Origin of the sequence: Phaeobacter sp. JH204B, from assembly GCF_048055755.1 — a bacterium.
In the GTDB taxonomy this organism is placed as follows: domain Bacteria; phylum Pseudomonadota; class Alphaproteobacteria; order Rhodobacterales; family Rhodobacteraceae; genus Phaeobacter; species Phaeobacter bryozoorum.
On record NZ_JAYMXF010000009.1, the window covers coordinates 171685 to 190798 of the forward strand.

At 62.1% G+C, this 19114-nt stretch carries 15 protein-coding genes; 11 read left to right on the top strand and 4 right to left on the bottom strand.

Features of this window, described 5'->3' with window-relative positions:
• The first annotated feature begins 187 nt into the window (after window positions 1-187).
• From dusB to VXL81_RS04980, 5 genes are all read left to right on the top strand, one after another.
• Window positions 188-1201 carry a tRNA dihydrouridine synthase DusB gene (dusB, locus tag VXL81_RS04960; protein ID WP_416538716.1) on the top strand — a complete coding sequence of 338 codons (1014 nt, stop codon included), beginning with the start codon at window positions 188-190 and terminating at the stop codon, window positions 1199-1201.
• On the top strand, window positions 1198-2364 hold the full coding sequence (locus tag VXL81_RS04965; RefSeq protein ID WP_416538717.1) for a two-component system sensor histidine kinase NtrB: 1167 nt from the start codon (window positions 1198-1200) through the stop codon (window positions 2362-2364). The genes dusB and VXL81_RS04965 overlap by 4 nt, the downstream gene beginning before the upstream one ends.
• A 6-nt stretch (window positions 2365-2370) precedes the next feature.
• Entirely contained in the window at window positions 2371-3783 is a 1413-nt protein-coding gene (locus VXL81_RS04970) for a response regulator (protein ID WP_340545493.1), read from the top strand.
• Between the two features lie 99 nt (window positions 3784-3882).
• Entirely contained in the window at window positions 3883-6162 is a 2280-nt protein-coding gene (locus VXL81_RS04975) for an ATP-binding protein (protein WP_416553163.1), read from the top strand.
• Window positions 6159-7574, top strand: a complete 1416-nt coding sequence (locus tag VXL81_RS04980; protein WP_340545495.1) for a sigma-54-dependent transcriptional regulator — start codon at window positions 6159-6161, stop codon at window positions 7572-7574. The genes VXL81_RS04975 and VXL81_RS04980 overlap by 4 nt, the downstream gene beginning before the upstream one ends.
• Before the next feature lie 76 nt (window positions 7575-7650).
• On the opposite strand, the gene VXL81_RS04985 is transcribed toward VXL81_RS04980, so the two are convergent.
• Complete coding sequence (locus VXL81_RS04985; protein ID WP_374015281.1) at window positions 7651-8112, bottom strand: hypothetical protein; 462 nt, start codon at window positions 8110-8112, stop codon at window positions 7651-7653.
• Between the two features lie 129 nt (window positions 8113-8241).
• On the opposite strand from VXL81_RS04985, the gene trkA reads away from it, so the two are divergent.
• From trkA to hflX, 4 genes are all read left to right on the top strand, one after another.
• Window positions 8242-9618, top strand: coding sequence for a Trk system potassium transporter TrkA (trkA, locus tag VXL81_RS04990; protein WP_340545497.1), 1377 nt, complete (start codon window positions 8242-8244; stop codon window positions 9616-9618).
• Window position 9619: 1 nt separating this feature from the next.
• Window positions 9620-11167, top strand: a complete 1548-nt coding sequence (locus VXL81_RS04995; protein ID WP_340546316.1) for a TrkH family potassium uptake protein — start codon at window positions 9620-9622, stop codon at window positions 11165-11167.
• Between the two features lie 128 nt (window positions 11168-11295).
• Entirely contained in the window at window positions 11296-11535 is a 240-nt protein-coding gene (gene hfq, locus VXL81_RS05000) for an RNA chaperone Hfq (RefSeq protein WP_008204623.1), read from the top strand.
• Window positions 11535-12806, top strand: coding sequence for a GTPase HflX (gene hflX / locus VXL81_RS05005; RefSeq protein WP_416553165.1), 1272 nt, complete (start codon window positions 11535-11537; stop codon window positions 12804-12806). The genes hfq and hflX overlap by 1 nt, the downstream gene beginning before the upstream one ends.
• 104 nt (window positions 12807-12910) lie before the next feature.
• Here the strand turns inward: hflX and VXL81_RS05010 are convergent, their stop codons facing one another.
• Window positions 12911-15400 carry a penicillin acylase family protein gene (locus VXL81_RS05010; RefSeq protein ID WP_416553167.1) on the bottom strand — a complete coding sequence of 830 codons (2490 nt, stop codon included), beginning with the start codon at window positions 15398-15400 and terminating at the stop codon, window positions 12911-12913.
• A 136-nt stretch (window positions 15401-15536) separates the two neighbouring features.
• Here VXL81_RS05010 and VXL81_RS05015 point away from each other — a divergent pair, with 136 nt between their 5' ends.
• Window positions 15537-16409, top strand: coding sequence for an NAD(P)-dependent oxidoreductase (locus VXL81_RS05015; protein ID WP_416553169.1), 873 nt, complete (start codon window positions 15537-15539; stop codon window positions 16407-16409).
• Window positions 16410-16568: 159 nt separating this feature from the next.
• On the opposite strand, the gene VXL81_RS05020 is transcribed toward VXL81_RS05015, so the two are convergent.
• Complete coding sequence (locus VXL81_RS05020) at window positions 16569-17144, bottom strand: YSC84-related protein (protein ID WP_340545501.1); 576 nt, start codon at window positions 17142-17144, stop codon at window positions 16569-16571.
• Between the two features lie 217 nt (window positions 17145-17361).
• A complete protein-coding gene (hemB, locus tag VXL81_RS05025) occupies window positions 17362-18360 on the bottom strand; it encodes a porphobilinogen synthase (RefSeq protein WP_340545502.1) in 999 nt (332 codons plus the stop codon).
• Window positions 18361-18561: 201 nt separating this feature from the next.
• Between hemB and VXL81_RS05030 the strand changes: the two genes are divergently transcribed.
• A complete protein-coding gene (locus tag VXL81_RS05030; RefSeq protein ID WP_340545503.1) occupies window positions 18562-19086 on the top strand; it encodes a component of SufBCD complex in 525 nt (174 codons plus the stop codon).
• The last annotated feature ends 28 nt before the right edge of the window (window positions 19087-19114 follow it).

Consider the following 19114-nt stretch of genomic DNA (forward strand, 5'->3'; position numbering starts at 1 on the left):
TGGCTCTTTCTTGGGTCGCAAATGTTTAGGAGGTGATGCAAGGGGAGGCAATGGCAGCGCGTCACCCTGGGTAAAGTGCCTAAAAATTAGGCAACTGCCAAAAGAAGCAGCCTTGCCGCCAGGGGTTTCATTGTCGCATAGAGGCTGCTTCGGATAGAAACACCACATATGCACAAGGATTAGGCAGTTGTCCTTCACTCTCGGTTCCACCTCTCTGACCCCTCCCATCGCGCTGGCGCCGATGGCTGGAATCACCGATCGGCCGTTTCGCGATCTGGTGCGCAGCTTTGGTGTCGGGCTGATGGTGAGCGAGATGGTTGCCAGTCAGGAAATGGTGCAGGCCAAGCCCGGCGTGCGTGAACGGGCCGAGCTGAGTGCGGATGTGGAGAATACGGCGGTGCAGATTGCCGGGCGCGATGCCTATTGGATGGCAGAGGCCGCGCGGCAGGTGGAAAGCCGGGGCGCAAAGCTGATTGATATCAATATGGGATGCCCGGCCAAGAAGGTGACCAATGGTTATTCCGGCTCGGCCCTGCTGAAGACACCGGATCATGCGCTGTCGCTGATTGAGGCGGTGGTGGCTGCGGTCTCGGTGCCGGTGACGTTGAAGACGCGGCTTGGCTGGGACGACAGCTGTCTGAACGCCGCCAATGTGGCCTATCGCGCGCAGGAGGCCGGGGTGCAGATGGTCACCATCCATGGCCGCACCCGGTGTCAGTTCTACAAGGGCAATGCAGATTGGCAGGCCATTGCAGCAGTGAAAGCTGCGTTGACGGTTCCGCTGCTGGCCAATGGCGATATCGTGGATACGGCCACCGCCCGCAGTGCATTGGCACTCTCGGGTGCGGATGGCGTGATGATTGGGCGCGGGGCGCAGGGCAAGCCCTGGCTGCTGGCTGAGGTGGCGCATGACATCTGGGGCAGTGCAGCCCCCGATGTGCCGACCGGTTCGGATCTGGTTCAGATGGTCAGCGCTCATTACGAGGCGATGATCGCCTTTTACGGCGTGGATCTGGGCCTGCGGGTCGCACGCAAACATCTGGGCTGGTATATGGATGAGGCCGCCACTCCTGCTCAGCTGCGCCGGGAGGTGCTGACAGCCAAGGACCCCAAGACGGTGCTCAGCCTCCTGCCTTCGGCGCTGACCGGGGGCGCTGGGCCGGATCTTGGACCACAAACCATGGGCGGGCAAGCGGCATGACACAGGCAGAGGGCGGAAAAACCGGCGCCACGCAGGTCGATTGGAACGGTGCAGACAGCGCGCTCTGGGCGTCGCTGCCGATCCCGGCCTTTGTCATAGATCGCGAGGCCCGGATTGCGGATGTGAATTCCGCCGGTGAGGGCTTCCTCAATACCTCGCGCAAGGCGCTGCTGGGCCAGGGCATCTGGCAACATGTGATCATTGCCCCGGCCATTGACGAGGCGGTGGAGCGCGCCCGCGACAATGGCACGCCGCTGTTTGTGAACGATATCGACGTCGGCACCCCCGGGCGGGCGCCGCTGCAATGCAATGTACAGGTGGCGCGGGTGCAGGGCGTTCAGGGGGGGATGCTGATCCTGCTCTCCCCGCGCGAGCTGGCCGGGCGACTGACGCAGAATCATTCGGCCAAATCCGCCGCGCAATCCGCAATCGGTATGGCCGAGATGCTGGCCCATGAGATCAAGAACCCGCTGGCAGGGATCACCGGTGCGGCGCAGCTGCTGTCCATGGGGCTGTCGGGGGATGATCTGGAGCTGACCGATCTGATCGTGAGCGAAAGTCGGCGGATCGTGAAGCTCTTGGAACAGGTGGAGCAATTCGGCAATCTCTCGGCCCCGGCCTTTCAGGAGGTCAATATCCATGATGTGCTGGACCGGGCCCGCCGCTCTGCTTTGCTGGGGTTTGGTGCGCAGATGACCATCATCGAGGATTACGACCCCTCGCTGCCGATGGCCTGGGGCGATGGGGACCAGCTGTTGCAGGTGGTCCTGAACCTGCTGAAGAACGCAGCAGAGGCCGCCGATCCCGGTGGTGGAACCATTCGCATCCGTACCTTCTATGAGCATTCGTTCCGCCTGCGGCGCAGTGATGGGTCGGGCAAGCTGTTGCCGCTGCAGATTGAGATTTCCGATGACGGTCCGGGTCTGCCTGAGGCGATCCGCGATGATATCTTTGATCCGTTTGTTTCTGGCCGCGAGAATGGCACTGGTCTGGGACTGGCGCTGGTCAGCAAGATCATTGCCGATCATCAGGGCTGGATCACGGTCAGTTCCGAACCCGGGCAGACGGTGTTTCGCCTGTCGCTGTCGCGCGTGCCGACGGCGCCACGCCCGGCACCGTTTCCACATGATCCCAACCATACCGCAGACGCACCCAAGGAGTAGCACATCATGGACGGCACCGTTCTGGTCGCAGATGACGATCGCACTATCCGCACGGTTTTGACACAGGCCCTGACGCGGGCCGGGTGCAAGGTGCATGCGACCTCCTCTCTGACGACGCTGATGCGCTGGGTTGGCGAGGGCAAGGGTGATGTCGTCATCTCCGACGTGATGATGCCGGATGGCAATGGGCTGGAGATGCTGCCCAAGATCGCCGATGACCGGCCAGGGCTGCCGGTGATCGTGATCTCGGCGCAGAACACCATCATGACAGCGATCAAGGCGGCTGAGGCCGAGGCCTATGATTACCTGCCCAAACCGTTCGACCTGCCGGAGCTGATGAAGCGGACTGCCAAGGCGCTGACGGAGCGGCGGCAAACGCAGGGGCAGGGGCGTTCGACGCCGCAGGGGGAGGGCGCGCGCGATCTCGGCCTTCATAGCGGCGAGACCCATGAGGACCTGCCACTGGTGGGGCGCACCGAGGTGATGCAGACACTTTACCGTCTGGTGGCGCGGGTGATGAACACCGATATCCCGCTGTTGATCACCGGCGAGAGCGGCACTGGAAAATCCCTGATCGCGCGGTCCATGCATGATCTTTCGGATCGGCGCACCCTGCCGTTTGTCAGGGCTGAGGCGGCTGATCTCGCCTCGCTCGATGGTCCGGCGCAGTTGCTGGCGCAGGCCCGTGGCGGCACGCTGCTGCTGGATGAGCTGGCAGATCTCTCCGAGGAGGCACAGGCACGCGTCGTTCGCATGATGGATGCCCCCGGAGACCACCAGCCGCGTTTCATCGCCACCAGCCAGCAGGATCTGACCGCAGCGATGGAGGCCGGACGGCTGCGACAGGATCTCTATTACCGGATCAGCGGCACGGAGCTCCCCGTGCCTGCGCTGCGGGCGCGGGTGGATGACATTCCGCTGCTTTGCGCGCATTTCCTGACGCGGGCCGAAAATGATGGCGCACCGCACCGCCGGTTGAGCGAGGCAGCGCGCGAACCGCTGCGGCAGTTCCCGTGGCCGGGAAATGTGCGCCAGCTGGAGAATGTGATGCGGCGTCTGGCGCTGACCGCCCGCAGCGAGGACATCAGCCTGGATGAAGTCAACGGTGCGCTGGGCGCGCAATCGGGCGGGGAGCCGCTGGCAGCCAGCGGTGCGGCCCTCAGTACCGAGAAACTGTCGGAATCAGTGGCGCGCCATTTGCAGCGCTATTTCGATCTGCACGGCGATATGCTGCCGCCACCCGGCCTTTATGCCCGGTTGATGCGGGAGGTTGAGACCCCTTTGATTGAATTATCGCTCGCGATGACCGGCGGAAATCAGGCAAAATGTGCGGATTTACTTGGTATTAACCGCAATACGCTGCGCAAGAAGATCACCGACCTTGATATTGAGGTGACACGCCGTCGCAAACTGATGTAATATAGCCACAGAACCGTGGCAGATCAGCGTTCGCGCTGGTGACGATCACGATATGTGGCGGTCGGCCAGAATGGTCGCACATCAGGATGGGGACGGTACGTGGCGCAGAGGTCACATCTTCGCTCGGCATACGGGCCATTTGCGGCCCTTGACCGCTGGCGCAGAACCCGCAGGGCACGCAATGTCGGCGCGCTTGGGCTGGTTGTTCTGGGGCCTGTGCTGGCGCTTTCGACATTTCTGATCATCGGCCCGTTCTCGCAAGGGGTCGCCTCGCTGTCGCTGCGGCTGATCCTGCTGGCTGATCTGATCTATGTGCTGGCTGTCGCGGCACTGGTCCTGACGCAGGTTGGGCGGTTGATCGCAGCCCGACGGGCCAAATCCGCGGGTTCCCGGCTGCATCTGCGGCTGATCGGGGCCTTCGCCTTTCTGGCGCTGACGCCCACCGTGATTGTGGCGCTGTTTGCCGGGCTGACCGTGAACGTGGGCCTTGAGGGCTGGTTTTCGGACCGGGTCCGTCAGGTCGTGGGAAGTTCTCTTGCCGCCGCTGAGGCCTATCAGGAGCAGCAGCAGCGCGACCTGTCGGAGGATGCGGTGGCGCTGGCGCGCTATATCGACAACAGCCGGAACCGCAATTTCTTCATCAGCGACGGGCAGCTGCGCCAGGTGCTGACACAGGGGCAATTGCAGATCCAACGCGGCCTTCAGGAGGCTTATGTGGTGGATGGGGCCGGGGCCATCCGGGCCCGTGGCGAACGCTCCTATGAGTTTGACTTTGAAGAGCCGCGCGCCACTGACATCAGCAAGGCGTCGTTTAACGGGGTTACGCTGATCCAGGACTGGGAAAACAGCGAACTGCGGGCGCTGGTGCGGCTGGATGCGTTTGTCGACCGCTTCCTGTATGTCAGCCGTGATGTGGACGGTGAGTTGCTGAGCCTCCTGGATGACACTAAGGAAACCGCGCATCTCTACCAGCAGCTGGAGAGCGAACGCGGGCGGGTTCTGTTTGACTTTGTGCTGTTGTACCTCGGGTTTGCGGTGATCCTGATCCTTGCGGCGATGTGGCTGGGCATGTGGTTTGCCGAACGGCTGTCGCGGCCTGTCGGACGGCTGACGATTGCGGCGCGCCGGGTCGGGGCGGGCAACCTCAACGTGCAGGTGCCCGAAGACGACGGCGATGACGAGATTTCGCAGCTGGGGCGCTATTTCAACCAGATGACTTTGGAGCTGCGCGAGCAGCGCGACACGCTGCTTGAGAACACCCGCCAGATCGAACGCCGCCGCCGGTTGTTTGATTCCGTGCTGATGTCGGTGACCTCCGGTGTGGTCGGGCTGGACCCTGAGGGGCGGGTGACCTTTGTGAACCGCTCCGCCGAGCGCCTGCTGGATTGGAATGGCGATCGTCAGTCGCTGGCGCTGGCTGTGGCCGTGCCGGAGTTTGGGCCGCTGTTTGTGGAATTGAGCGAAACCGGCGCCGATGTGGTGCAGGATGAGGTCAAGGTGACGCGCCAGGGGCAGCTGGAGAACCTGCTGGTGCGGATGTCGCCACGGCGCAGCGAGGAGGGGCGGCTTGAGGGCTATGTGGTTGCCTTTGACGATGTCACCGACCTGGTCAGCGCCCAGCGGATGGCGGCATGGGGCGATGTAGCCCGTCGGATTGCCCATGAGATCAAGAACCCGCTGACCCCGATCCAGCTGAGTGCCGAGCGTATCAAACGCAAATTCGCGCCCAAGCTGGGTGAGGAGAACAGCGATCTCCTGCAATCCATGACAGATGTGATCGTGCGCCAGACCAATGACTTGCGCCGCATTGTTGATGAGTTCTCAAAATTCGCACGGATGCCGGAGCCGGAGCGCCGCGAAGAGGATCTGGTGAAGCTGTTGCGCGATGCGGTGACCCTGCAACGGGCAGGCCAGCCTGATCTGCGCATCACCGCCGATCTGCCCACCGAACCGATGCTTGCCGATCTGGATGCAACCATGATCGGCCAGGCCTTGACCAATCTGATCAAGAACGCGGGCGAAGCCGTTGAAACCCTGAAGCAAAAAGGTGGCGTGCCGGATCTGGATCCGGAAATTCGCATTGCCGTCACCTCGACGAAAACCGGCTATGAGGTCACCATCGCCGACAATGGCATCGGTCTGCCAGAAGACCGTGCCCGTTTGTTTGAACCCTATGTGACCACCCGTGACGAAGGCACCGGCCTCGGCCTGCCGATCGTCAAGAAGATCATCGAAGAACACGGCGGAACGCTGGTGCTGGAAGACGCACCGGTGTTCGAAGGTCAGGCCCATTATGGCGCCATGGCCGTGATCCGCCTGCCTGCCGCACATGAGGCGGCAGCCCCCAATAAGAGTACAGTGAAAGCAGGTCTGACATGAGTGACATTCTGATTGTTGACGACGAACGCGACATCCGTGAGCTGGTTTCCGATATCCTTGAGGATGAAGGCTATGCAACGCGCAAGGCCGGCAGCTCTGAGGAATGCATGGCCGCGCTCAACGCCGAGCCGCCGGCGCTCCTGATCCTCGATATCTGGCTGAAGGACAGCCAGATGGATGGGATCGACATCCTGAAGGTGGTGAAACGCGACAACCCGGAAATCCCCGTGGTGATCATTTCCGGCCATGGAAATATTGAAATTGCCGTCGCCGCGATCAAGCAGGGCGCGTATGATTTCATCGAAAAACCTTTTAATATCGACCAGTTGCTGGTGGTTATTCGCCGCGCGATGGAGGCTTCGAAGCTGCGCCGCGAAAACTCCGATCTGAAGCGTCAGGATGCCGGCGTGAGCGAGATGATCGGGGCCTCTGCGGCCTATCGTGCGCTGATTGGCCAGTTGGACAAGGTGACAAAGTCCAACGGCCGGGTGATGCTGACGGGGCCTGCGGGCAGCGGCAAGGAGATTGCAGCGCGCTATATTCACACCCAGTCCAATCGCGCCTCGGCCCCCTTTGTGACGGTGAACTGCGCCAGTATCGAGCCGGACCGTATGGAAGAGGTGCTGTTTGGTCGGGAAAGCGCCGAACGCGGAGTTGAGCCCGGGCTGCTGGAACAGGCGCATGGCGGCGTGATCTTCTTTGACGAGGTGGCGGATATGCCGCTTGGGACCCAGTCAAAGATCCTGCGGGTGCTGGTGGATCAGCAGTTCCAGCGGGTTGGCGGGGCCGATAAGGTACGCGTTGACCTGCGGGTTATTTCCGCGACAAACAAAGACTTGGAGCGCGAGATTGAGGCGGATCGCTTCCGTCAGGAGCTCTATCACCGCCTGAATGTGGTGCCGATCCCGGTGCCCTCGCTGGCCGACCGGCGCGAGGATATTCCGCTGCTGGCGGATCATTTCATCGCGCATTTCAACCAGAGCCAGGGCCTGCCGCTGCGCAAGCTCAGCGAGGATGCCATTGCCCTGATGCAGACCATGCTGTGGCCGGGCAATGTGCGGCAGTTGAAGAACATGGTGGAGCGGGTTCTGATCCTTGGCGAAAGCAGCGGTCCGATTGAGCCAAAGGATCTGCCCCGCGATGAAGAAGCGGTTGATGACCAGAGCCGGGTTGTGCTTTCCGGGGCGCTGGCGACGCTGCCGCTGCGGGAGGCCCGCGAGGCGTTTGAACGCGAATATCTGCTGACCCAGATCAACCGCTTTGGCGGCAATATCAGCCGCACCGCATCTTTTGTCGGGATGGAACGCTCTGCCTTGCACCGCAAACTGAAATCGCTGGGGGTTGTCACCTCGAACAAGGCAGGCGCGCGGATCGCGCATGTTGAGAAGGAAACCGAAGAGGATATGGTCTGATTCAGGCCATATCCCCTGCTTTTCAGTGGGTTGTCAGGGTTTCCTGACTGAAAGCTCGGTACGCCGTGGTTGAGCCTTAGGGCGTCGTCGCCACAATTTGTGGCGACTGACCACGGCGTTCGATCGCACAGGAGGTCTGGCTGAGTTGAGGCAGGGTTGCGGCGCGCCGCGCCCCGACGGCATCCGCCACCGACTGTGGGCAGCGTTTTACGGCGATGTTTTCGTAGCCCTTCGCGGCCATGCAGGACCGCTCGACCCGCTGGCGCAGATCGGCGTTGACATCCACGGTATAGATGCCGCCATCCTCCCAATAGCCGGCCCGGTGATAGCAACGCCCGTTGCGGCAAACCTCGCCACCGGGGCGAAAGATTGGCGGGTGCTGGCGGATCTGGGTGGCCACCGGGGCGTCGCGCAGGGCGCTGACCTCGCAGGCGAGGAGATCCGCATCGCGCCGGGCCACATCCGCACCGGCGCGGTAATAGACCGGAACCGGGCCACAGGCCGCCAGCGCTGATGTCACCAGCAGTGCGGCAAGCATATGATTTCTTATGGACATCCTTTGATTGTGCGCCAGAACGGGCGGTAAGACAATTGAATTGACCGTTCCGGCGGCTTCTGTCATTCAAAACGCGCGATTTCGCGCAGCAGCGCCCTGAGGAACAAGCACATGAAGGTTATTATCTGTGGCGCAGGTCAGGTCGGCTGGCAAATCGCCCGGCACCTGTCGGGGGAGCACAATGACGTGACCGTGGTGGACAACAATCCCGATCTGGTGCGCCGCGCGACGGATACGCTGGATGTGCAGGGGATTGCCGGCTTTGCCTCCTACCCGGACGTGCTGACCCGCGCCGGTGCCCGTGACGCAGACATGATCATTGCGGCCACACATTCGGATGAGGTCAATATGGTCACCTGCCAGGTGGCTCATTCGGTCTTTTCGATCCAGCGCAAGATCGCGCGACTGCGCTCAAAAAGCTATCTCGAAGCGATTTATTCGGATCTCTACCGCCGCGACCACCTGCCGATTGATGTGGTGATCAGCCCCGAGCGCGAGGTGGCAGCGGCTGCGATGCAGCGTCTTTCGGCGCCTGCCGCCTTTGATACAGAGATGTTCATGGACGGCAAAGCGCAGCTGCTGGGGGTGCAGATTGACGAGGACTGTCCGGTGGTCAACACGCCGCTGCGACAGCTGACGGATCTGTTTTCGACGCTGCGGGCCATCGTTGTGGGCATTCGCCGCGATGGCACCCTGTTTGCGCCAGAGCCGGGAGATCAGCTGTTTGTGGGGGACAGCGCCTATGTGTTTGCCCATGTTGATGACGTGAGCCGCACAATCGAAGTATTTGGCAAACAACAGAAACGTCAGGATCGCGTTGTGATCGTTGGCGGCGGCAATGTCGGGCTTGAGGTGGCCAAGGCGCTGGAGGCCCGGACTGGGCGCACCCGTGCCAAAATGATTGAGCGCAACCGCAAATGTGCCGAACGCGCCGCCGAGACGCTGGAGCGAACCATCGTGCTGAACGGCGATGGTCTGGATCGCAGCCTGATGATCGAGGCGGGGATCGACCGGGCCGACGCCATGCTGGCGGTCACCGATGACGACAAGGTCAATATGCTGGCCGCTGTGCGGGCCAAGGCCGAAGGCTGCCCGCTGGCGATTGCACTGATCAACGATCCGACGCTGGTGCCGCTGATGGCGCCGCTGGGGATCGACGCCTATATCAATCCGCGGGCCACAACGGTGAGCTCGATCCTGCGCCACATCCGCTATGGCCGGGTGCGACAGGTCTATTCCATCGGCGATGCCGAGGCCGAGGTGATCGAGGCCGAGGTGATGTCGACCTCTCCCATGGCCGGGCAGATGATCCGCGACATCGCGTTCCCCGAAGGGGTGCTGGTCGGCGCCGTTAGCAAGAACGGTAAGGTGATGCGGCCGACCGGAGGAATGCGGATCGAGGAGGGCGATGTGATCGCGCTCTTTGCCATGGCTGCGGATGTGCCGGAGGTTGAGCGCCTGATGCAGGTCTCGATTGACTTCTTCTAACATGGCGCGTCATCGCAAACAGCCGATGGAAAAGACAGGCGGCCTGCTGCGTCTGCCGCTCTTTCTGCTGATCCTGATGGTGGCCGCGCTGGCGATGTGGGTGCCTGCCGTTCACGCGCTGATCCTGGATGATCACCAGACCTCGCGCAGTTTCTTCTATTCCGGTGTGCTGGGATTGATGCTGGTTGTGCTGGTCGGGCTGTCGATGGGCAACCGGATGCCACGGTACAGCATGCCGGGGCAGCTCACCTCGCTGCTTGCGAGCTTTGCCGTGTTGCCCGCATTCCTGGCGGTTCCGGTGCAGGATGCCCTGGGCAACACCAGCTATCTCAACGCCTATTTCGATATGGTCAGCGCGATCACCACCACCGGGGCGGATGTATTTGCCGATCCCAACCGCCTGCCGCCGAGCGTACATCTGTGGCGGGCCATGGTGGGCTGGCTGGGTGGGCTGCTGATGTGGGTTGCGGCCTCGGCCATTCTGGCGCCGCTGTCGCTGGGGGGATTTGAGGTGACCGCGCGGGGGGAGCCGGGACGCGGCACCGAGACGCCGCTCCATATGCAGCGGGCTGATCCACGTCGCAAACTGGTGGTGGTGACCAAAACCCTGGCGCCGCTTTATGCCGGGCTGACGCTGGTACTGTGGATCCTGTTGATCATCACGGGCGAGACCGCCCTTGTTGCGCTGGGACATGCGATGTCGGTGCTGGCCACCTCCGGGATCTCGGCGGTGGGCGGGGTGGAGAATGGCGCCAGTGGTATCGCCGGGGAAATGGTGATGTTCCTGTTCATGTTCTTTGCCCTGTCGCGGCTGACGTTTTCGACCGATACGGTGACCAGCGGCCATAGCCGGTTGGATCGCGACCCGGAGTTCCGCATCGGCCTGCTGATCGTCTTTGGCGTGCCTCTGCTGTTGTTCCTGCGCCATTGGATCGCCAGTTTTGATGTCGCAACCACCAGTGATCTGATGCAGGGGCTGCACTCATGGTGGGGGGCGACTTTTACCGTGCTGTCTTTCCTGTCGACCACCGGGTTCGAGAGCGCCGACTGGGAAACCGCCCGCCAATGGTCGGGGCTGGATACGCCGGGCATGATCCTACTGGGGCTTGCGGTGATCGGCGGCGGCGTCGCCACCACGGCAGGCGGAGTGAAACTGCTGCGGGTCTATGCGCTTTATCTGAACGGCTTGCGCGAGATGGAACGGCTGGTGCATCCGTCCTCCGTCAGCAACGAGGGCAAGGGCAATCGGCGACTGCAACGCAACGGGGCTTTTGTTGCCTGGGTGTTCTTCATGCTGTTTGCGCTGTCACTGGCGGTGATCAGCATCAGCCTGGCCGCAGTTGGTTCGGATTTCGAACAGGCGCTGATCCTGACCATTGCGACCCTGTCCACAACCGGCCCGCTGACCGAGGTCGCAGGATCCGAACCCATCGCACTGATCCATCTGACAGCCAGCGCAAAACTGATCCTGTGCTTTGCCATGGTGTTGGGACGGCTCGAAACATTGGCGATCATTGCCCTTATGACACCAAACCTCTGGCGCAGCTGATCAATCATGGTTACCGTGGACGTCATATGAGTAATTTTCGGGTGGAAACTCCGACTATCTGCGTTCATAGTATTCATTAACGGGGCGCTGGTCCGCAGCGCGACAAGAACAAAGGCGAGATAATAATAATGGCTTCGGACAGACAGAATCTTCAGGATGCCTTCCTGAACCACGTTCGTAAAACCAAGGTTCCGGTCACCATCTTTCTGATCAACGGCGTAAAGTTGCAGGGTGTGATCACATGGTTTGACAATTTCTGTGTCCTGCTGCGTCGGGACGGGCAGTCGCAACTGGTTTACAAACACGCCATCTCGACGATCATGCCTGCCCAGCCGATCAGCCTGTATGAAGGTGAAGACGCCTCTTGATGGAGCATGACCGGACGCCCACCCGTGCCTGGGTGGTGCATCCCGATATCAAATCAGACCGCGATCGCCGCGATCCGGTGTCCGCCCTTGCTGAGGGCGTGTCATTGGCCGAGGCTCTGCCCGACATCGAGGTGATCGGATCGGCCGTCGTGCGCCTGCCAAAGGCGCATGCGGGGATGCTGTTTGGATCCGGGAAAATCGAAGAGCTGAAGGCGATGTTCCAGGCCGAAGAGGTGGAGCTGGTCCTGATCGACGGCCCGGTGTCGCCGGTTCAGCAGCGCAACCTTGAGAAGGCCTGGAAGGTCAAAATCCTTGACCGGACCGGGCTGATCCTCGAGATCTTCTCGGACCGAGCGCGCACCCGTGAGGGGGTGTTGCAGGTTGAAATGGCGGCACTCAGCTATCAGCGCACGCGACTGGTGCGGGCCTGGACCCACCTGGAGCGGCAGCGTGGCGGATTGGGATTTGTCGGCGGACCCGGCGAAACCCAGATCGAGGCCGACAGGCGCGCCATTGACGAGCAGCTTGTTCGGCTGCGCCGGCAGTTGGGCAAGGTGGTGAAAACCCGGACGCTGCATCGCGCAGCACGGGCCAAGATTCCCTATCCGATTGTGGCGCTGGTGGGCTATACCAACGCCGGAAAATCGACGCTTTTCAACCGGCTGACCGGTGCCGAGGTGATGGCAAAGGACATGCTCTTTGCCACGCTGGATCCGACCATGCGCCGGGTTGAGCTGCCGGATGGGCCGGAAATCATCCTGTCGGATACGGTTGGGTTTATTTCTGATCTGCCGACCGAGCTTGTTGCTGCGTTCCGGGCAACGCTGGAAGAGGTGCTGGCCGCCGATGTGGTCGTGCATGTACGCGATATCAGCCATGATGAGACCCAGAACCAGGCGGCGGATGTCGAGAGCATTCTGACCTCGCTCGGGGTTGATGACAGCCGTGCGCGGATTGAGGTCTGGAACAAGCTTGATCTTCTGGATGAGGAAGAGGCCGAGGCCCGCCGCCAGCGCGCGGAGCGTGAAGAGGGCATTCATGCCATCTCTGCGATCACCGGCGAGGGGCTGGATGGGCTGTTGGCGGATATCACCGACAAGCTGCGGCTGATCCGGCATGAGGATGATATCACCCTGACATTCGCGCAAGGAAAGCAGCGTGCCTGGTTGTTTGAACAGGATGTTGTGCAAAGCGAAACCCAGACCGATACCGGGTTTGAGCTGACTGTTCTGTGGACCGAGACACAGAAGAATCGCTTCGCGGCGCTCTGATCAGGTCGCGCAGTTCGTCTAGAAAATACCCCGCAACCGGACCGGTTGCGGGGTATTTTGTTTTGAACCAGATACGTTTAGCGACGGGCGCCGGATCGCCCGCCTCATTCCGCGGGGGCCGCGGGGATCAGCCGGGTGATACCAACGGCTGCTGCCCGGGCCAAATCCTCGTCCAGTGACATCGGGATATATTCGCCGCGCCGCCAGAGTTGGGACATGTCGTCGTAGTGCCGCGACAGGAAATGGCCGGATTGGCCGGTGGCGGTGATGAAAACGGAGCTGTCAGGATCGGCAAAATCATAGACCCCCCGATAGCCGGCGGCGTGAACGTTGCTGAACGGGTGCTCGCCTTTGCCGGAGGTCAGCCCGCGTTGCAGCGTGTTGTCGCCGCCGCTGGTGGACTGACGGATGTTTACAAAAACCCGCAGCAGGGGCACGTCGCCCAGCACTTCGTGGTTCTGGGTGGCCTGATGGGCATCGCCCCAGCGCAAGGATTCCAATGCGGTCCCATAGGTTTCTTCGATCCAGATCAGTGCATCATCAACGGCCAGGCGGGCCAATTCGGTGCAGCTCTCTGTAGGTGCGCTTTGGCGGATATCGCACCAGACCGAGGCGCCTTCGACATCGCGGAAGACCCGTTCAAGGAACAGCGGATCGACCTGCGTGAACTCAGCAGCCAGCGGGCCGAGATCGTCGGTGATCAGGCGTTTCTGCAAAGCCCGAACCCAGGCGGCATAGATTAGCGGTTCCGGCAGATGTTCGTTCATCTCACCGTTCCACTCTGACAGCAGGGTCAGGGCGATCTGGCGCTGACGTTCGCGGGTACCCTCGGGGGCGGCCTCTCCCGTGAACCACAGATCGGCACCAATCAGCGGCAGCAGGGTGCGCGCGGTATAGGACACGGTGTCGAGCTGTGCCTCGATAAAGCTGTCACGGGTATGGACCTGGCGGTCCTGCATGAGCTTTTTCCAGCGGTTGATCCGCTGGGTATCGCCCCAGGTGTGGGACACATGGTTGGGGAAGGGGCGGTCCAGTAGCTTGTTGTTGGTATTGCCGAGAATGCCGCCGATGGGCGAGACAAATTCCGGGTTGGCGGCATAGGGTGCGCGGCCCTGCCACTGGTTCTCGGGGCGCCAGCCCTGGCTCGGCATCCGGCCCTGGCTTTGATGCCGTGCGTCGCGCTGCGGTATGGCGCCCACGGTTTTGAGCGCGACCGTGGTCCTGTCGGCAAGGGTCAGGTTCTGAGAGGGGGCGAAATAGCCTTCGCCGATTGCGATCGCCTCTGCGACCGTATTGGCCCGCATCAGCTCGAGTGCGGCGCTCATCGAGGTGTCTTGCCCGCTAAGGCCGGTCCAGCCGAGGCTGACCACATGACCGGGCGGTGTGATCGACGCAAGATCGAACAGCGAGCGGGGCAGCACCGGGCCATTGTCGGTCCAGCGCAGGGTCAGGGTGACCGGCGTCTCATCCTTGATATTGATGATCGAAGGGCGGCTGGTGAACCGCTTGAAGCCGTCGGCGGTCTTGTATTCCTCGGGATTGTCCGGGTTCAGCTGTTCGATGAACAGATCCTGATCATCCATATAAGAGGAGGTCACCCCCCAGCCCAGCAGGTTCGAGCGGCCGGAGATCACAGCGGGAATGCCGGGAATGGTGGCGCCGATGACACCGCCGGTGCCGAGTTCCAGCCGCGCCAGATACCACAGACCGGGTGCCGTCAGCTCCAGATGCGGATCATTGGCAAGCAGCGTGCCGCCCGCCGCCGACCGGCTGGGTGCCGCAGCCCAAGCGTTGGAGGCGCCGGCCAGCCCGCGCGGCGCAATCGGCATGAAGGGCAGCGTCTGGCTGCCATCGCTGCTGGTGCTGGCATGACGGGGCAGCTGTGGAAACAGCGCGGCATATTCCGGCAGGGCCGCCACGCCATTGCCGGGGGCATCGGGCAGGATGTCCTTCAGTCGGCTGGGATCCGGCAGCGCCAGAGAGGTACGGGCGCGTAGGATTTCCTCCTGCATGTGCCCTGATAGCTTGAGGCCCATCAGTTTCATAACCGCGATACTGTCGGCGGGCTGCCAGGGCGCCATGGGCACATTGAACAGGAACATCTCAGGTGCGCCGCGCCCCAGCGCATCCTCGTTGATCTCTTGCAGCCGGGCATTGACCCCTGCGGAATAAGCGCGCAGGGCGGTCATCGTCTCAGGCGTCTGCGCGGCGACCGACTGCTGCGCCAGCCGGTAGATGTCCAGCCGCCGGATCAGCGTGTCGACCTGTACGGTGCGGCTGCCAAAGATCTCCGACAGGCGGCCCATGGCGGTGCGGCGCAGGGTGGTCATCTGCCACAGGCGATCCTGCGCATGGGCATAGCCGAGACCGAAATAGACATCTTCATCGCTGGCGCCATAGCTGCCGAAAATATGCGGCACATTGGCATTGTCACGCACGATCTCCACCGGTGCGAGGAGGCCGGGCAGGGTGATCTCCTTGTCGTAGTCGGGCAGGGATTGCGCGGCGAGGAAATAGACCAGACCAAGCCCCATCACCAGAAGCAGAATCAAAGCGGCGGCAAGGCGCAGGAGCCAGCGAAAGAGAAGTCCCATCGGTGGTGCGTTTCCTCAGGTTTTTGGCGTTATTGGCCCGGTTATGGCGCAGATTGTCGCCCTCGCAGATTGCACCGGGCGGCGCGGCTGCTAGGGTGGCGCCAACATAGGACAAGACGCATCAGGGGGAAAGCAGATGGCGAAGATTGCATTCTTGGGTTTGGGAGTGATGGGCTATCCGATGGCCGGTCATCTGGTGGCCGCCGGTCACGAGGTCACGGTGTATAATCGCACTGCGGCCAAGGCAGAGGCTTGGGCCAAGGAACATGGTGGCCGCGCCGCCGCAACGCCGCGTGCGGCCGCGGCAGGGGCTGAGTTCGTGATGGCCTGCGTTGGCAATGACGATGATCTGCGCAGCGTCTGCCTGGGCGATGACGGTGCCTTTGGCGGCATGGACGCGGGGGCGATCTTTGTCGATCACACCACTGTATCGGCGAAGGTCACGCGCGACTTATATGGCGCTGCGGCGGATCTGGATCTGGCTTTTGTCGATGCGCCGATTTCCGGCGGACAGGCGGGGGCGGAGAATGGCGTGCTCTCGGTCATGTGCGGCGGCGATCAGGCCGCCTATGACAAGGCAGAGCCCATCATCGGCGCCTATGCGCGGATCTGCCGCCGGATCGGCGACAGCGGCGCTGGCCAGATGACCAAGATGTGCAACCAGATTGCCATCGCCGGGCTGGTTCAGGGGCTGAGCGAGGCGCTGCATTTCGCCGAGAAGGCGGGGCTGGATGGTCGGGCTGTGGTGGAAGTGATCAGCCAGGGTGCGGCAGGCAGCTGGCAGATGGTCAATCGGCATGAGACCATGCTGGACGATCACTTCGAGCATGGGTTTGCGGTCGATTGGATGCGCAAGGATCTGGGCATTTGTCTGGATGCGGCGGAGGAAACCGGCGCGAGCCTGCCGGTTACGGCGCTGGTCGATCAGTTCTACAAAGATGTCCAGAAACTGGGTGGCGGCCGCTGGGACACCTCCAGCCTGTTCAAACGCCTGAAGGCCTTTGAGTAGGTCGGTATGAAAATGGCCTTTCCTGATGGAAAGGCCATGCCTCCGGCGGGGATATTTCGGGCCAGAAGATAGGCAGCCGCGCGACAGTCGAAACCCTGTTTCATGCTGCGCGCGTTGCCAGCTTGGCTGATCCGCTCCGCCGGGGCGCGCGGGCAGGGATCAGGGGATAATGCGGGTGTATTTGGTGCCTTCCAGGGTGGCGCCAAGACGCAGCCCTGCCTGTCCGAAGACCGCTGCCAGGATAGGGCTGTTCAGCGTATTGGTATCGGCGGCCAGCGAGTCGCCTTCGTCGCGGATCACATATTCCAGATCGGCGCCTGCGGCCCAGCCGGAGGAGCGGCGGAAGTTCGACAGTGCTTCCTGGGTCATGAAGAACAGCACATGGGCGTATTGCTGTGCGCCGATCTGCAGGCCTGCATTCCCCTTTACGGTGGAATAATAGTCCACCGTTACGCCGTCGATGCGCAGCGCGCCGCGACCGAAGGCACCGCCGACAAGGAAGCCTGCCTCGGTCACCAGTGGCATCACCAGCATGCCGGTTGATTTTTCGGCCAGCGCGACGGCGCCGGGGTATTGGCTGTACATCTGGCTGAGAGTTGCATCGACGCGGGCGTCGATCTTGCTGGCATTGCTGTTGCCGATGCCATTGCCGCAGGCGGCGGTGACACCGGCACCGGCGAGGGCGCCAAGCGCAAAACCGCGCCGGGTCAAACGGGAAGAATAAGAGCTGCTCATCTTGTTTGCCTGTTTTCTGGGGCCGGCGCCGCGCGGGCTGTCATTTCGGCCTGTCACTGTTCAGTTGCGGCCAGTTCTCTGGCTCTGTGGCATGGTATACGCGGAAAGCTGCCGTCTGTCATCACTGCGACCGCCGCAATCAGCGGCTTCCTGCCGTCAATTTTAGGCGATCCGCTGCCCGCGCAATGCACGAAAGCGGCCACCGGTCCGATGCGGATCAGCCGTTCAGCAACCGCGCCGCAGCCGGGGCGTAATAGCTCAGCACGCCATCGCAGCCCGCCCGTTTGAAGGCCATGAGGCTTTCCATCATGATGCGTTCGCCGTCGATCCAGCCATTCTGCGCAGCGGCCTCGATCATCGCGTATTCGCCGGAGACCTGATAGGCAAAGGTGGGTGCGCCAAAAGTGGATTTCACCCGCTGACAGATGTCGAGATAGGCCAGCCCCGGTTTGATCATCACCATATCGGCGCCTTCGCTCAGATCGCGTTCGATCATACGCAGCGCCTCATCGGTATTGCCCGGGTCCATTTGATAGGTCTTCTTGTCCCCCTTTAGCGCGCCGGAGGCGCCGACGGCATCGCGAAAGGGTCCGTAGAATGCGGAGGCGTATTTGGCCGCATAGGACAGGATGGTGACATTGCGGTGGCCCGCCGCTTCAAGCGCGCGGCGCATGGCGCCGATACGACCATCCATCATGTCGGAGGGGCCAATGATATCGGCACCGGCATCGGCCTGGGCCACGGTCATCTTGACCAGCGCCTCGACGGTTTCGTCGTTGACGATTTCGCCATCGACGACATAGCCGTCATGGCCGTTGATATTATAGGGATCCAGCGCCACATCGGTCATCACCGCTATATCCGGTGCGGCGGATTTGATGGCGCGGATGGCGCGGTTGACCAGATTGTCGGGGCTCCAGGCTTCTGCGCAATCCTCGGTCTTGAGCGCGGGGTCGGTATAGGGAAACAGACAGATCGCCGGAATACCAAGCGCCTGCGCCTCGACGGCGGCTTCGGCCACCTTGTCGATGCTGCGCCGGGTAACACCAGGCATGGAGGGGATCGGCTCTTCGATCGCCTCGCCGTCACGGACAAAAACCGGCCAGATCAGATCGTCGCTGGTCAAGGTGGTTTCACGCACCAGATTGCGCAGGGCAGAGGTGCTGCGCAGTCGGCGTGGACGGGCAGCGGGAAATGGGGCGACGGTCGGCTTCATCGGGTCCTCGCAGGTCTTTGGCGCGACCGGGGGCGGTCGCGGTGGTCTCCCTTTGGGTCGCATGGAATGACGGCGGCGACAAGTGACAGATTCGCCGCGCCAAATGTCCCCATCTTATTGCGGCGCGGGGCCACCCCTTGTGCCAGGGCGCCGCGCGGGGGATATAGGGGCGCAAAGACTGGACGAGAGAAGGGCCGCGCAGTGGATCTGTTTCATACCTTGACCGAGCTGATTGATCTGCGGTCCTTTTCCAACCTGTGGTATTGGATCGCGCTGGCCGTTGTCTGGTCCTCTGCCAGCCATTGGGTGATGGGGGTGCCGTTTGACATGGTGTACCGCGCCCGCAAGCAGGGTGGACAGGCAGCGCTGGATCTGGAGGCGATTGCGCGGGTCAATGTGAACCGGATGATGTATATCACCGATGTATCGGGCCACTGGGTACTGGGCATGACCTGTTTTGTGCTCGCCATGCTGGGGATGCTGGGGTTTTACTACGGTGTTGAATTTGCCCAGGCCGTGTTCCTGCTGGCCTTTCCCATGGGGTTTGTCGGCCTAATTAACTGGAACTCCGCGCGCCGGATCCACCGCGAAGGGCTGGCGGGGGAAACCCTGATCCGGCAGCTGACCCTCAGCCGGCTGTTCATTCAGCTGGTGGGGATGGTGGCGATTTTTGTCACCGCGCTCTGGGGCATGTATCAGAACCTTCAAATCGGGTTCCTCGGCTAATCGCCTGCGGGCAGACGACGAAAGAGAG